The organism is Aquimarina sp. MMG015 (assembly GCF_018100855.1).
In the GTDB taxonomy this organism is placed as follows: Bacteria; Bacteroidota; Bacteroidia; order Flavobacteriales; family Flavobacteriaceae; genus Aquimarina; species Aquimarina latercula.
On the sequence record NZ_JAGJEB010000007.1, the window covers coordinates 163,464 to 178,128 of the forward strand.

At 29.7% G+C, this 14,665-nt stretch carries 16 protein-coding genes; all 16 read left to right on the forward strand.

Translation table 11 applies throughout. The features are described 5' to 3' along the window. The first annotated feature begins 16 nt into the window (after nucleotides 1-16). The 16 genes from J8L88_RS14815 to J8L88_RS14890 all read left to right on the forward strand — a co-directional run bounded on the left by J8L88_RS14815 (nucleotide 17) and on the right by J8L88_RS14890 (nucleotide 14,501). Complete coding sequence (locus J8L88_RS14815; RefSeq protein ID WP_118385537.1) at nucleotides 17-1,198, forward strand: nuclear transport factor 2 family protein; 1,182 nt, start codon at nucleotides 17-19, stop codon at nucleotides 1,196-1,198. 215 nt (nucleotides 1,199-1,413) lie between these two features. Then, on the forward strand, nucleotides 1,414-2,085 hold the full coding sequence (locus J8L88_RS14820) for a DUF6624 domain-containing protein (RefSeq protein ID WP_211061111.1): 672 nt from the start codon (nucleotides 1,414-1,416) through the stop codon (nucleotides 2,083-2,085). Nucleotides 2,086-2,223: 138 nt separating this feature from the next. Further along, complete coding sequence (locus J8L88_RS14825; RefSeq protein ID WP_211061112.1) at nucleotides 2,224-3,156, forward strand: NAD-dependent epimerase/dehydratase family protein; 933 nt, start codon at nucleotides 2,224-2,226, stop codon at nucleotides 3,154-3,156. A 13-nt stretch (nucleotides 3,157-3,169) separates the two neighbouring features. Continuing rightward, complete coding sequence (locus tag J8L88_RS14830; protein ID WP_211061113.1) at nucleotides 3,170-3,505, forward strand: n-acetylglutamate synthase; 336 nt, start codon at nucleotides 3,170-3,172, stop codon at nucleotides 3,503-3,505. Between the two features lie 115 nt (nucleotides 3,506-3,620). After that, nucleotides 3,621-4,181, forward strand: a complete 561-nt coding sequence (locus J8L88_RS14835; protein WP_027392089.1) for a hypothetical protein — start codon at nucleotides 3,621-3,623, stop codon at nucleotides 4,179-4,181. Between the two features lie 157 nt (nucleotides 4,182-4,338). Next, a complete protein-coding gene (locus J8L88_RS14840; protein WP_211061114.1) occupies nucleotides 4,339-4,722 on the forward strand; it encodes a VOC family protein in 384 nt (127 codons plus the stop codon). 187 nt (nucleotides 4,723-4,909) lie between these two features. Continuing rightward, nucleotides 4,910-6,046, forward strand: coding sequence for an AraC family transcriptional regulator (locus J8L88_RS14845; protein ID WP_211061115.1), 1,137 nt, complete (start codon nucleotides 4,910-4,912; stop codon nucleotides 6,044-6,046). 93 nt (nucleotides 6,047-6,139) lie between these two features. Next, nucleotides 6,140-7,780, forward strand: coding sequence for a serine hydrolase (locus tag J8L88_RS14850; RefSeq protein ID WP_211061116.1), 1,641 nt, complete (start codon nucleotides 6,140-6,142; stop codon nucleotides 7,778-7,780). A gap of 256 nt (nucleotides 7,781-8,036) precedes the next feature. After that, nucleotides 8,037-8,600 carry a Crp/Fnr family transcriptional regulator gene (locus J8L88_RS14855; protein WP_211061117.1) on the forward strand — a complete coding sequence of 188 codons (564 nt, stop codon included), beginning with the start codon at nucleotides 8,037-8,039 and terminating at the stop codon, nucleotides 8,598-8,600. 65 nt (nucleotides 8,601-8,665) lie between these two features. Continuing rightward, on the forward strand, nucleotides 8,666-9,037 hold the full coding sequence (locus tag J8L88_RS14860) for a hypothetical protein (RefSeq protein ID WP_118385527.1): 372 nt from the start codon (nucleotides 8,666-8,668) through the stop codon (nucleotides 9,035-9,037). A gap of 245 nt (nucleotides 9,038-9,282) precedes the next feature. After that, on the forward strand, nucleotides 9,283-10,953 hold the full coding sequence (locus tag J8L88_RS14865; RefSeq protein WP_211061118.1) for a DUF4832 domain-containing protein: 1,671 nt from the start codon (nucleotides 9,283-9,285) through the stop codon (nucleotides 10,951-10,953). A 99-nt stretch (nucleotides 10,954-11,052) separates the two neighbouring features. Then, a complete protein-coding gene (locus J8L88_RS14870) occupies nucleotides 11,053-11,760 on the forward strand; it encodes a DUF3667 domain-containing protein (RefSeq protein WP_211061119.1) in 708 nt (235 codons plus the stop codon). A 54-nt stretch (nucleotides 11,761-11,814) separates the two neighbouring features. After that, complete coding sequence (locus tag J8L88_RS14875) at nucleotides 11,815-12,678, forward strand: alpha/beta fold hydrolase (protein ID WP_027392097.1); 864 nt, start codon at nucleotides 11,815-11,817, stop codon at nucleotides 12,676-12,678. Nucleotides 12,679-12,844: 166 nt separating this feature from the next. Then, nucleotides 12,845-13,279, forward strand: coding sequence for a DUF1801 domain-containing protein (locus J8L88_RS14880; protein WP_211061120.1), 435 nt, complete (start codon nucleotides 12,845-12,847; stop codon nucleotides 13,277-13,279). 90 nt (nucleotides 13,280-13,369) lie between these two features. Next, nucleotides 13,370-13,747 carry a DUF2200 domain-containing protein gene (locus J8L88_RS14885; protein WP_035084569.1) on the forward strand — a complete coding sequence of 126 codons (378 nt, stop codon included), beginning with the start codon at nucleotides 13,370-13,372 and terminating at the stop codon, nucleotides 13,745-13,747. Nucleotides 13,748-13,775: 28 nt separating this feature from the next. Continuing rightward, a complete protein-coding gene (locus J8L88_RS14890) occupies nucleotides 13,776-14,501 on the forward strand; it encodes a DUF2071 domain-containing protein (RefSeq protein ID WP_211061121.1) in 726 nt (241 codons plus the stop codon). Nucleotides 14,502-14,665 lie beyond the last annotated feature (164 nt).

Consider the following 14,665-nt stretch of genomic DNA (forward strand, 5'->3'; position numbering starts at 1 on the left):
TTAGAAAACAAAACCGATGCAAAAACATCTCTCATTCATACTACTATTACTTGTTTTTGTAGTATCCGCACAACCAAGTACTGAAGTCTATTTGTTTGATATTTTCGTAAATGGAGAAACATTAGAGCTAAAAAACAAACGAAACATTTCTAATAACGAAGGATATGACAATCAGCCTTCCTTTTACAATGATAATATTGTACTTTTTGCTTCTACTAGAAACAAACAAACCGACATTGCCAAATATAATATTAGAGATAATAAGATAGATTGGATTTCTGAAACAGCAATAGGTAGCGAATATTCGCCTACTAAAATTCCAAATCAAAAGGCAGTATCCGCTATCAGATTAGACACGACAGGCACACAGTTATTATATCAATATGACTTTAAAAATGGAAAGCCAACCGTTCTTATAAAAGATCTAATTATCGGTTATCACGTTTGGTTTAACCAAAACACATTAGTTTCTTCTGTGTTAGAAGATGGAGGATTATCATTAGTGGTTTCTAATCTAAAGACAAAGGTAAATAAGACTTTTCAGAAAAAAATAGGCCGATCATTGCATAAAATACCCAATACGCCACTGATTAGTTATATTAGTAAAGAAAATAAAGAATGGGAAATAAGGTCGTTAAACCCAATTACCGGTGAAACTGAAAAAATAATTAACACAATACCTGAAGCTGAAGATATGTGTTGGTTGATCAATGGAACTATTCTAATGCCAAAAGGGAATACTATTTTTAAGTTCAACCCTAAAACGGATACTCGTTGGAGTATCTTTCATACATTTCTTGATAACGAAATTGCTAATATTAGCAGAATTAAATCCAACGAAATAGGAACAATGCTCACTTTAGTATCAGATGTTTCACCAGAACAAATTGTACAAAAACAACTAGATGCTTATAACAAACGAGATGTTAATGGCTTTGTAGACACATATTCGGATAACATAAAAGTGTATAATTATCCAAATGAATTGATATATGAAGGTAAAGAAAAATTAAAAAGAGGGTATGCTTCTTTTTTTGAACAAACTCCAGACTTACATTGTGAAGTGAAAAAACGGATTGTTTATGGTAATAAAGTAATTGATGAAGAATTTCTGATTATGAATGGTCAAAAGAGAAAAGCTGTAGCGATTTACGAAGTAGAAAACGGAAAAATTGCGAAGGTTACTTTTATACAATAATCTCATCTATTTTTTTTACATTTTTTCACAAATCAAACCGGAAAACGAATACTCACCATAGAACTAATAAAAACCCCAAATAACAGGAAAAATAAAAACTCTCCTAAATAAAATTATTGTTTTATACTATTAAAGTTGTACTCAACCAATATTCTCTATTAATATCTGTAACTAATAATGTTATCTAAAGTCCTTAGTTATAATTCTAGTATACTATGAGAAAAATAATTTTATTATTGATTATAAGCATATTGCTTACTAATTGTACACAAGACAAAAGTATCTCTGAAGAAGATAAGAAACAGATCATATCAGAACTTAATGTTATTGATATTCTTGATCAAAAATACGCCGGTATACCTCCTACAGCATTAAGAGAAAAACATGGTTACGAAAAAGCTTGGGAGATTTTTGAACGTCAAAGAGATAGTATTGGAATAATAAATAAACAAAAAATTAAAGAATTATTTAATAAATATGGTTATCTCGGAGAACGCAAAGTTGGACAAAAGGCATCGACAAGTTTTTGGCTTCCAATTCAACATGCAGATAACGACATCCCTTTTCAGCAAGAAATGCTGACAGCGATGGAGAAAGAAATTAAAAACGGAAGTAATGACAAGTATCACTACGCGATGTTAGAGGATAGAATTCAAGTGAACCTAAATAAACCTCAACGTTTTGGCACCCAATTAACATACAATAAAAATGGACAAGCGATACCAAAAAATGGTTTGCTAGATTCTACAAATATAGATAGCATAAGAAAAGAATATTCTCTTCCAACTTTAAAGAAATATTATAATGAAATGACAAAGTCGCATTTTGAAATGAACAAACAAATGTTTCTTGAAAAGGGAATTACAAAACCCCAGTTATATCAATAAAACATAATGAAATGTAATGAAATGTAATAATAATTAGTTCAATTACGATTATCAAAACCTTTTACAAACGTTACCTATATCATCAATTAACATTTTAAAGAGTATCTTACAAAGTATTGAACGCAAATTAATACTACTATGCAGGTAATTTTAGGTGCAAATGGAATAATTGGAGAGGAATTGGCCAAAGCATTACGATCCAATTACACGAAAGAAATTAAACTAGTTGGACGGAACCCCAAAAAAGTACATATAGATGATATTTTGTTCAAAGGTGATCTGTTACAAGCAAAAGATGTTCATAACGCTGTAGAAAATGCCAAAATTGCGTATCTAACTGTAGGGCTCCCATACCGATCTAAGATTTGGTTAAGAGATTGGCCTATCATCATGAAGAATGTAATATCTGGTTGCAAAAAAAACAACTGTAAACTTGTATACTTCGACAATACATATGCATATTCCCAAGACAGCAAAATTCAAAAAGAAGATACTCCCCTGCAACCAAAAGGTAAAAAAGGTGAAGCAAAAAGAATAGCTGCAGAACTTTTATTGAGTGCGATTAATAACAAAGAAATTAATGGAGTAATATGTAGAGCACCTGAATTTTATGGCCCCGATAAAACAAAAGGAATAACGAACACACTTATTTTTGATGCGCTAAAAGCCAATAAAAAACCAAAAGTATTTTTAAAAGATAATGTCTTAAGGACCTTTATTTATACTCCTGATGCTAGTAAAGCAATGGCTTTGATTGGGAATACTCCAGATACATATGGTCAAACCTGGCACCTTCCGTGTGATGAAAATCGATTAACATACAAAGAAATCATAGAACAAATCTCGTTACAATTAGATAGAAAAATAACATACAATATATTAGGAGTATTTATTCTAAAAATAGCATCATTTTTTAATCAAAATATCAGAGAAACTCAGGAGTTATTACCTAGGTATAATATTGATAATATTTTTGATTCTTCTAAATTCAAAAATAGATTTCCTGATTTTAAAATAACTTCTTATCAACAAGGTATTAGCAACATAATTAAAGATTATAAAATTAAGTAAAAGAATAGAGAAAATGAACTACCATAATAAGTCATTTCGTCCAACACAAAATTCAGAAAATGGGGAAACAACAGAAGAAACAATTTTTAAATATAAACAGGAAGGTACAATCTTAACTTCGGAATATAGTGGTGGTCAAATTAAAAAAGGACACCTAATTGGATTAGTGGATGAAAACGGAAATATCGAAATGCGTTATCATCAAATAAATAACAACAAAGAGTTAATGACTGGAATCTGTTTTTCGAAACCAGAAATATTAACTAACGGAAAAATACGTCTTCATGAAACTTGGGAATGGACATCTGGAGATAAATCAAAAGGAAAATCCACTTTAGAAGAAATATAAAAAATACCTAAAGTATAATCTGTTTATAATAAATCTGATCTTTTATTATAAATATAAAAAAACAGGGTAACATTTTTAGCTATAAAGCTACTTACAATAAACCTTGTTATATCTCATGAAAAATACAATCATACTGCTAATCATAGTTCTAACTTCTAACTTAGTACAGGCACAGTTTATAAAACAAAAATCTATCAATGCTCAAATTGGTTACGGATTAAGTGCTCCCTATAATAGTGTTGATCAAGTTGTTAATAATGGTTTTTTTATACAAGGAGAATTTGTACTTAAAATTACTTCCTGGGTTGAGTTCAAACCTTATGCAGGCTTTATAACAACTAGTTCTAATGGAAAAGATATAAATGATAACCCAACCGATGAAAAAGCCGAGACAAAAGCTTTTTTACTAGGTGGAAAAGCAAGATTGAGAGCACCAATTCCTTGGGTAGCACCTTATGCCGAAATTGGGATAGGAACTTCTATCGGGAAATTTGAAACAGTAACAGCATTTGATAATATTGATAAAAGTGGAGTGATTTATCACATTCCTTTCTCATTTGGATTAGAGCTAGGAAAAAACCATAATGTAGATTTAGGCTTTGCCTATTATTTTCAACCATCCGTTGCGCAATACGTTGGAGCATTTACCCTAGGTATTACATTTCCATTAAATTAAAAAATGAAAGCTAACGATATAATTCTCTGTGTCATCAATTTTTGATACCTTAGAAACCATACTATTTTCTAAAAGATATTAGTCCCCAATAGGATATAACTCAATTATAATATCAATTTATAAAGTACAATATAATCATACAAAATTATAACTCATTATGAGACTAAATGCTGGGATTCTGACTAAAAAACTCAATGAAACAAAATCTTTCTATACTAAAAATTTAGGCTTCCAAATAAAGTTTGAGAATGAGTTTTATCTTCTGCTCAAGACTCCCAATGAAAGAGACACTTTGAGTTTTTTATTACCAAATCATCCAACTCAACAATCCTTTTTTCATAAACCTTTTCTAGGAGAAGGAATGTATCTAACAATTGAAGTCGAGGATGTAGATACCTTTTACGCTGAGATAAAAAACAAAGGAGTGGAAATAAAAGTAGATTTAAGAGATGAACCTTGGGGCGAAAGACATTTTGCTATACAAGATCCAAACGGTATTGGAATTGATATTGTAAGATATACAGAGCCTATTGATAATTAATTATCATTAGGTGGTATAGCAATTAGAATTTGAACCAATAGTTCTCTAATTTGGTTACATTGCAATGGTAACCATCAGTAATATCCATAAAAGTTAATAAATCAAGTAACATTACACCGCATCGTAAGACGTATATTAAAATACAATCAAAATCTAAATCTAAAATATCAGATACGGAATACAATTAATGTGTGAATTCAATTTAAATATTTTTAATCTTCTTATAATAGCATCTGTATTTATAGGAACTACGTTTGGACTACTATTAATTCTTACTAAGCGGATAAACAAAAAAGCCAATGTATTACTTGGGTTACTTACGTTTATCATTGTTTTATGGAATATTTGGATATTAAGTTTAGATTTTCAGATAACCAACTATCTCCCAAATTTTTATTTAATACCATTACAGTACTCTCTAGCTCTAGGACCATTATTATATCTATATGTAAAAAAAATAACCAACTTTAATTATCGTCTTTCTCAAAAAGATATCCTTCATTTTTTTCCTTTAGTTATAGAACTCATTATACATTTTGTAATTAGTCGTGATGCACTAATAAATAACACCATTGGTATTGAGACGATTACATATCTTCAATTAATGCCTATTGTACAGTTTCTTGCTATTGTATCTATTGTTACTTACTGTATATATGCACTAAAAGAAATTAGAACTTATCATAGATGGTTAAACAAAAATTACAGCAATAATGATGCATATAGCTTAAGGTGGCTATATCGATTAATTATCATATTTGCCATACTTTGGTTCTTATGGACACCTTACACTATTATAGATTATGTACTATTTAATTTCCAGTTAGGACTAGCTGATTATTATCCAATTTACGTGTTATTATCAATTGTTACTATTTGGATTAGTGCTGAAGCTTTTTTAAGACCAGAAGTAATTTTATTGGAAACCAATAGGAATAATAATAAGAAAGAAAAGCCATCCGAAGAAATCTTTAAAAAAGCATCTTGGTTAAAAGAGCAAATGATAACCAATCGTTTTTACCTAAATTCAGAATTGACATTAAAATCCTTAGCTGAAAATCTGGATATGCATCCCAATATTTTATCTAAAGTGATCAATGATGGTTTAGACAAAAATTTCTCCGATTTTATAAATGAATATCGTGTAAACGCTATCATAAAAAAATTGAATAGTGATGACTATGATCACATAACGTTATTAGGTTTATCTTTTGAATGTGGCTTTAATTCAAAAACAACTTTTAATAGAGTATTTAAAAATATCAAGGGAGTTACCCCTCTACAGTATAAGAAATCAATAAAAAACAATGCTGGTCATTCTTAAATGAGTCCCAATATATAATATGGAGCTTTTGGAAGTCCCGATAAGTCTATGTTTGTGGAATAATTCAATTATCAATCAAATATAAAATCAAAAATGAAATCAAATTATTTAGTACTTATTATTTGCTTACTAATAGCTTGTAATACTAGTAAAAGTTCAACTCCAGAAAATTCTCAAACAAGAGAAACTGAAAAGCTACATTTTTCTAAAGTTGACTTCAAAAAAAGTCTCCCTACATCAGATAATTATATCAAAAGTTTTACATTAAACAAGGATGCTTTTCTGAACATTCATTTTACTTTAGAACAACCGCTTATAGAGAGCCTTAAATTATTAGCTCCTACCCTATCCCAAGATCAATTATTAAACAAAGGGAATTTTCAATTTTCATTCTTAGTCAATGGTAAAAAAGTTCACGTAGAAAATCTAAATAAAGGTGCAGGAACTATAGATGCTAAAACAACCAAACTTAAATATATGGTTCCCTTACTCTATCCTAAACAGATTGATTTTTGGGGTTGGTTCACGTGGTTAAGGTTCATGAAATTAAGTGGTGGACAAGATATATTGACAGAAGGCAATCATTCCTTAACAATCGAGGTAAGACCTTATTTAAAACAGGAAACAGTAAAAGTAGGTGCTGTTTTAGCTAAAGGGACTATCTCCATTAAAGTAGCTAAAATCCAAGTAGATGAAAACCTAATACCTGTTCAAAAAATCCAATCAAATAGTGGTTGGGAAATATCGAAAGATAGTTTCGATAATCGCAAAATAGAAGCGTTAAATAGAAAAATTGCTGAAAACAGATTCGAAAACATTAATGGAATCATAGTTATAAAAGAAAATAAACTTCTAATAGAAGAATATTTTAATGGCGAACATAGAAATAGTCTACACGATTCTAGATCTGTAGGAAAATCATTTGCTTCTACAATGTTAGGAATTGCTATACAAGATGATTTCATAAACAATGAGAAGGTTTTTCTAAAAGATTTTTACAATTTAAAATCCTTTAAAAATTATAGTAAAAAGAAAGATTCAGTAACCTTAAAATCTCTTCTAACAATGAGTTCAGGATTTCTTGGAGATGATAACGATTATAGTAGTCCCGGAAATGAAGAAAACATGTATCCAACAGATAACTGGGTTAAATTCTCTTTGGATTTACCCATGGAAAAAAGTAAAAAAATAGAAACCGATTTCACTTACTTTACCGCAGGAGTAGTTATTCTGGGTGATATCATTCATAAATCTGTTCCTGATGGATTAGTTTCTTATGCGGATAAAAAACTTTTTAAACCACTTAATATCACTAATTATAAATGGCAATATACTCCTCAAAAAGTTGGTAATACCGCGGGAGGAATACAACTACGAGCCATTGACTTTGCAAAATATGGACAATTATACAAAAACAAAGGTACATGGAATGGTAAACAAATTATAACCAAAAAGTGGGTAGAGAAAAGTTTATCAAAACAAGTGTCACAAGCAGCTGCAGGTATAAAAGATGGTTATTATGGGTACCTTTTCTGGAATAAAACATATAATGTTAATGGAAAAGACTATGAGGTTTCTTTTTGTAGTGGTAGAGGCGGAAACAAAATTTTTATATGTAAAGACATTCCTTATGTAATAGTTATAACTTCTTCTGCATATAATAATCCTAACGCACATCCTAATGCAGACAAAATAATGAAAGAATACATATTACCTGCAATCATTAATAACTAATAAAGTTAGCAGATATACTATAGAAACATAAGGCGGTTTATAAATATTCTTTAAGGTTTTACTAATTAATAAAACCGTCTTATGTGTTTTTAGACAACAAAACACAAGCTAATGCAACATGTGATTGTAATGAAACATCAATTTACATAAATAATGATCTGGCCATGTATTAAGAAAAAGCTATCACACATTAGAAGTTTAACAACATTTATCTTACACTAATGTATATATTTGATATTACTAGTCATTAAACAAAATGGAAAAATTAAAAAACTGCATTCTAAGTCAAATAACTATTGAGAAAAACTCAATGGATACTATTCTTTCAGTTTTTGAACCATTAGAAATTACAAAAGGAGAATTTTTTCTAAAATCGGGAAGGGTTTGTCGACATATGGCTTTCATCGAATCTGGTTATCTAAGAATGTATGACATCGCAGATGGAAAAGAAATAACACTATGGATTGGTAGTAGTGATAAATTTATCACTTCGCTTTCAAGCTTTATTTTCCAAACAACGAATAACTGGAACATACAAGCAATTACGGACTGCAAACTGTATGTAATTAACCGAGAAAATCATTTTAAACTGAATAAAACCGTGCCTAAATGGTTAGAGTTTGATAATATGCTCTTGGCACATTCTTTTGCATTATTAGAAAAAAACATGTTTGCTCAATTACATACTACCGCAAAACAACGATTTAGAAGTTTACTAAGTGAAGAACCAGACCTTTTTAAAAATGTTCCATTACAATATATAGCATCTATGTTAGGAATTACTCCAGAATCATTAAGTAGGTTAAGAAGAATCAATTAACTATCATTTGTCAAGAGAGATTAAACTTTGTTTATAGAAATTTGCTAAAACAAAATCTCATTCAAATGAACAAGCTACAAAATGCCTTAAGAATCAATGCCTTTTTCTCGAGTACATCAGGCATTATTTTGATTATATTAAATCAACAAATTGCAAAACTATTCGGTACCAGTAACACTACCGTTTTTTGGATAGTGGGAATCGTATTGATTTACTTTGCTTTGACCATCTGGTTCGAAATCAAGAAGCAACGAAAATCAGCAATCATTTGGATTATAACACAAGATTATATCTGGGTGCTTGTTAGCATACTACTCGTTACATTTAATCCTTTTCAAATTACCAAAACAGGGAACTTAATAATCAGTATTATTGCGTTAATTGTTTTATATATGGGCGTAAATCAAATGATCAAACTAGATTCAATCAACAAGTAACTTCCCGTAAGCCCAATAGATAAAACTAATCACTTTTGATAATAATTGTTCTAAAAGGTTCTATTTCCTAAAAAATAATAATGATTTTTTTTTAAAAAACGTATACTGTACTAGCTAAGTGTACGTTTTTTAAATAGAAACAAAATATAAACTTAATCGGAAGTTCATTAGTTTTAATTCCCATTCTAACCCAACCAAGATGTTAGAATTTATTTTGACTATTTAAAAAGATAAATTTAACCATTATGAAAACCTACAATATGACTAGTCTCTTAAAAAATATAATTGCATTCGTGCTACTCTTATTTAATTGTACATTAGTATTAGGGCAATCGATTAACTATACAGCGTCTACAGATATTATAGCAAACCCTGAAAGGGGATTACAAAAATATTCTATTACATCCAGTGAGTACGCAACGACTGCGGATTTTAGCAACTTATCTGTTAGCACTTTAAATAATTGGAAGACAAGTACGGACAAAGTAACTGTTGTATACCGTTATTTTCTTTTAGATGCATTCTTAAATTCAGATATTAACACTACTTTTTTAGATAATATACAGGGGGATTTTGATAATGTAAGAACTGCTGGTCTTAAAATAATTGTGAGATTTTCTTATTCTAATTCACAAGGAACTTCGGCACAGCAACCAACCAAATCACAAATATTAACGCATATTTCTCAACTTTCTACAGTATTAAACACCAATAAAGATGTTATTTTTTCTGTTCAAGCGGGTTTTATTGGTACTTGGGGAGAATGGTATTATACAAACTCTACAGAATTTGGTACCGATGGTAGTATCTCAGAAACTCAATGGGCTAATCGCAAAGAAATAGTAGATGCAATGTTAGCAGCTACACCAATAGAAGTTCCCATCCAAGTTAGATATGCCGCTATTAAAACTACGATGTATGGTGATACGCAACTAAATGAACAAACCGCCTATCAAAATAACGAAAATGCTAGAATTGGATTTTATAATGATGCGTTCTTAAATGATTTTGGTGATCAAGGAACCTACGGAGTGTCATCGCAATGCGAAAATCCTGTTGGAGCAATTGATTACTCTTATATTTCTAACGAAACCAAGTATTTACCAATGACGGGAGAGACTAATGGTATAAATACTTGCGATAATGGTTTTAGAACGAGCGGCGCTAATGCTTTAAATGAATTAAATTTAACCAATTGGACAACCATAAACAGAGATTACTATACACCCTTTTGGACTCAGGCAATCAACTCTGGTCATTATGATGATATTGTAAAAAACGTCGGATACAGATTTGTTTTAAATTCATCAACGATAACGACTAACAATAGTGATTTTGACCTAAGTTTAGATATCACAAATGTCGGTTTCGCAAGACCTTTTAAAAAAAGAACTGTATATCTAATTTTGAAAAATACAGCTACAGATGAAATCATTACAGAAGTGATCGACACAGATATTAGAACTTGGGAATCTTCTGTTTCAATAACACAAAATTTTGATTTAGGGTTAACCGGAACATTTCAATTATATCTTTGGATGCCTGATACTGAAGCATCATTAGCATCTAATTCTGATTATAGTATTCAACTTGCAAACACAAATACTTGGCAATCTGAAACAGGCTACAATAACCTACTACAGACAATATCTTTAAACAACACACTTAATGTTGATGATTTTTCGATTACAGACAATTTCTCAATCTATCCAAATCCGGCATCCGATATTATTACAATAAAATTAAAAAAATATGATAGTGCAGAACTTGAAATTTTTGATATTAACGGCCAATTAATCAAAGAATTATCTGTATCTCAAGATTCTCAGTTAAATATTTCTGACTTATCAAATGGTGTGTATTTTTTACGTTTAAATAAAAACAAATTAGTTACTCGTAAATTGATAAAAAAATAAACATTATATTTTGTAATAAATCGTAATCACCATCAGTAGATCGTAGTCGTTATACGTACTGTTAATGAAACACAAGATTCTGATTATTCGAAGAATATAATGTTTAAAAAATCTAATAAAAACATAGAACAAAAGGATAAAGCGAATTCCAAGTTAAAAAGAATTGATAAACACTATTTATATGCCGAAATTCAAAGTATACTTAATTTAGAAAAAGGGTTTTTATTAACCGTAAAAAACCTCTTGATTAAACCAGGGCAATCTGTTCGAGAATTTATACATGAAAATAGAGAAAAGTATGTAAAACCGATGCTATTCTTAATTCTCACTTCTGTGATTTTTACATTTATTATAAATTCATTAGATATAAATTTTAGTCTTTTTAACATTGATAAAGTTCGAGGTTTCAGTGGAAAGATCCGGTCCAAGGAAATTGGAGATTGGACTCAAAACAACATTGGATATTCTCAACTTGCAATGGGTGTTTTTATTGGATTATGGATAAAGTTATTATACCGAAAATCGAATTACAATTTCTATGAAATACTAGTTCTTCTATCATTCATTTTAGGGGAATCCTTTATTATTTTAGGAACTTTTATTCTTTTAACGACAATTTTAAAAAGTCCAATTATAGGAGTAATTGGTATTATTATGTATTTTGTTTACATCGTTTGGGGAATTGGCCAATTTTACGGAGAGAATCGGATCATAAATTATCTAAAATCACTTTTAGCATATGTATTAGGTAATATTACTTACATGATGCTAATGGCATTATTAGCTTATATTTTTAAATTTATATGATTAAAATAATACCCCTCTTATAAACTATATATCTAAAGAACATTTAATAAACCAGTGCTCAAAGAACATCTTTATCATATCAAAACTGATGACAATGAACTCATAGCTCTTTGGAAATTGAGTTCTAATAATATATCTGGTAAACATATATTTTTAACTCACGGGACATTTTCTAATAGAAAAATATGTGACGGTATAACATCATATTTAATTGAAAAAGGATTTACCTGTTGGATAATGGAGTGGAGAAATCATGGAAAAAGTTCAAAAACCAAAAAAGAATTTAATTTTGAAACCATTGCAAAATTTGACATTAAATCAACATTCAATTTTCTTTTCAATATCCAAAACATAAAAAAAATAGATTGTTTAACTCATAGTGGTGGTGGTATTATCTTAACAATGTTTTTGATTAACAACCCGAGTTATAACCCAATGATTAATAGTATTACTTTATTTGCTGTACAAGCATTCGGAGCTGGAGAGACATTGAATAGTAAAATAAAAATAGTATTAAGCAAATATATAACCGCTTTATTGGGAAAAGTTCCTTCGAAAGCTGCAGGTTCTACAGAACAAAGCGAAAGTTATTATACCATGAAACAATGGTTTGATTGGAATTTAAAAAAGAACTTTATTGGAGCAAACGGCTTTGATTACTTAAAAAGGATGAATAGTATCAATGTGCCAATTTTATCAATTTGTGCACAAGGTGATGACTTTATAGCGCCAAGGAAAGGTTGTGAAAAGTTTCTCAATGCATTTGATAACAAACAGAACAAACTTCTTTTCTTCTCAAAAGAAAATGGAAATTTAGAAAACTATAATCATAGTCGTATTTTAAAATCTCAAAACTCAAAAAAAGAAATATGGCCCATTGTAACAAACTGGATTACCCAAAGAAAAACTGTTACTTGATACTACAGAATTAATTATTAAATTAGAAATATAAAAACCTAAAGAATAAAACTAACACTGATAAACAAAGGGTTGTAAGTATTTATAATTAATTATAAGTAGCGAAATAGTAACTATACGATCATTTTGGGTAGACATTTCGAAGCAACTTAAAATAATTAAGAAAATGGCTAAAAATAAAACCACAGAAACAGAAGTAAACGTCTACGATTTTATTGAATCATATGTAGATAACGATCAAAAGAAAGCTGATAGTCATAGATTAATAGAATTAATGAGTGAATGGTCAGGTTTTGAACCTAAGATGTGGGGACCAACTATAATAGGTTTTGGAAGCTATCACTATAAATATGCAAGTGGTCATGAAGGTGATGCTCCTTTGCTAGGATTCTCACCGCGTAAAACACAATTTTCACTCTATATTTATTCAAATACAGAAAAAAATGATGCTCTCCTGACGGATTTAGGGAAATTTAAAATGGGGAAAGCTTGTATTTATTTTAAAAAACTAGCTGATTTAAATATCTCAATTGTTGAAAAACTGAGTATGGAAACAATCGCATATTTAAATGAACATCATGAATGTGCTTGTAGAAATTAATAACAATTGTAAGCCAACACTATTCAAAAATCTATTAAATCACATTTTATACTCACACGTTAGTACCAATTAATTTAAAATCAAATAAAAATGAAAGTTACTGTCGAAAAAAATGAAAAGGTTGCCAATATGATATTTGCGTCCATTTACCCACTTTACCTTAATAGGTTGGAAAAAAATGGTAGAACAAAAGAAGAACTCGACCAAGTAATTAAGTGGTTTACTGGTTTTGATGATGATGCTTTACAAATGCTTATTAATGAAAAAGTAACCTTTAGAACATTTTTTCAAAAAGCTAAAATAAATTCAAACGCACACTTGATTAAAGGAGTCGTTTGTGGTTATCGAATTGAAGAAATAGAGGATGAGTTTGAATTATATAAGCAATGTAGGCGCATGGAAAAGCTGATTGATGAATTAGCGAGAGGTCGCAAAATGGAGAAGATTTTGCGAAAAGAAAAGAAATAAAAACTGATATTAGCTATAACCATAGAAAATGAAAATCCCGAAAATAAAAGGAATAATCGACAGGCGCATTCTTATCAATTATCAAGTTGACAAGGAGATCTTGGAAAATTATTTACCGAAACCTTTTAGACCCAAACTTATTAATGGAAAAGGTATTGCTGGAATATGTTTAATTAGACTAAAAGAAATCAGACCTAAAGGATTACCAAAACAAATAGGAATTTCCTCAGAAAATGGAGCTCATAGGATTGCAGTTGAATGGAATGAAAACGGAAAAGTAAAAGAAGGTGTTTACATTCCAAGAAGAGATACTTCTTCTAAAGTAAACTCTTTAGCCGGAGGTACTATTTTTCCGGGTGTTCATCATCTTGCTGAATTTACGGTTAATGAATCAGACGGAAATTATGATGTAGCATTTATTAGTGATGACGATACCTCTTTATCAATTGAAGCAAGTGAAACAGACAATTGGAACGAAGAAAGTGTATTTGATAATCTAAATTGCGTCTCAGATTTTTTTGAAAATGGATCAATTGGTTATTCTCCTGACAAAAATGACTTTGACGGATTAGAGCTTAAAGCATATAACTGGAAAGTATCCCTCTTAAATGTAAAAAAAGTTCACTCTAGTTTTTTTGAGAATAAAACTATTTTTCCAAAAGATTCTATAAAATTCGACAATGCACTTTTAATGAAGAATATTAAACACGAATGGATTGGATTAGAAAAAATAAAAGCATCTAAATCTATCTAAAAAGCGGTTTATAGCTGTCTCGAAATAACTTATAAACAACATACCACAATAAAGTATAAAACAATGTTTAATCAGAATAGTTCGATTACTAAAATCTACTACTATTTTTAAGTTAATCCGTTGTATAATTAAAGAAAACCAAAAAGTATACGTATTTCGAAATT

What these genes read in the sequence shown, in the direction of transcription:
- J8L88_RS14865 (WP_211061118.1), top strand. Translation starts at nt 9,283, where the DNA reads ATGAAAACCTACAATATGACTAGTCTCTTAAAAAATATAATTGCATTC.
- J8L88_RS14830 (WP_211061113.1), top strand. Translation starts at nt 3,170, where the DNA reads ATGAACTACCATAATAAGTCATTTCGTCCAACACAAAATTCAGAAAAT.
- J8L88_RS14855 (WP_211061117.1), top strand. Translation starts at nt 8,037, where the DNA reads ATGGAAAAATTAAAAAACTGCATTCTAAGTCAAATAACTATTGAGAAA.
- J8L88_RS14885 (WP_035084569.1), top strand. Translation starts at nt 13,370, where the DNA reads ATGAAAGTTACTGTCGAAAAAAATGAAAAGGTTGCCAATATGATATTT.
- J8L88_RS14860 (WP_118385527.1), top strand. Translation starts at nt 8,666, where the DNA reads ATGAACAAGCTACAAAATGCCTTAAGAATCAATGCCTTTTTCTCGAGT.
- J8L88_RS14840 (WP_211061114.1), top strand. Translation starts at nt 4,339, where the DNA reads ATGAGACTAAATGCTGGGATTCTGACTAAAAAACTCAATGAAACAAAA.
- J8L88_RS14880 (WP_211061120.1), top strand. Translation starts at nt 12,845, where the DNA reads ATGGCTAAAAATAAAACCACAGAAACAGAAGTAAACGTCTACGATTTT.
- J8L88_RS14845 (WP_211061115.1), top strand. Translation starts at nt 4,910, where the DNA reads ATGTGTGAATTCAATTTAAATATTTTTAATCTTCTTATAATAGCATCT.
- J8L88_RS14825 (WP_211061112.1), top strand. Translation starts at nt 2,224, where the DNA reads ATGCAGGTAATTTTAGGTGCAAATGGAATAATTGGAGAGGAATTGGCC.
- J8L88_RS14890 (WP_211061121.1), top strand. Translation starts at nt 13,776, where the DNA reads ATGAAAATCCCGAAAATAAAAGGAATAATCGACAGGCGCATTCTTATC.
- J8L88_RS14820 (WP_211061111.1), top strand. Translation starts at nt 1,414, where the DNA reads ATGAGAAAAATAATTTTATTATTGATTATAAGCATATTGCTTACTAAT.
- J8L88_RS14850 (WP_211061116.1), top strand. Translation starts at nt 6,140, where the DNA reads ATGAAATCAAATTATTTAGTACTTATTATTTGCTTACTAATAGCTTGT.
- J8L88_RS14870 (WP_211061119.1), top strand. Translation starts at nt 11,053, where the DNA reads ATGTTTAAAAAATCTAATAAAAACATAGAACAAAAGGATAAAGCGAAT.
- J8L88_RS14835 (WP_027392089.1), top strand. Translation starts at nt 3,621, where the DNA reads ATGAAAAATACAATCATACTGCTAATCATAGTTCTAACTTCTAACTTA.
- J8L88_RS14815 (WP_118385537.1), top strand. Translation starts at nt 17, where the DNA reads ATGCAAAAACATCTCTCATTCATACTACTATTACTTGTTTTTGTAGTA.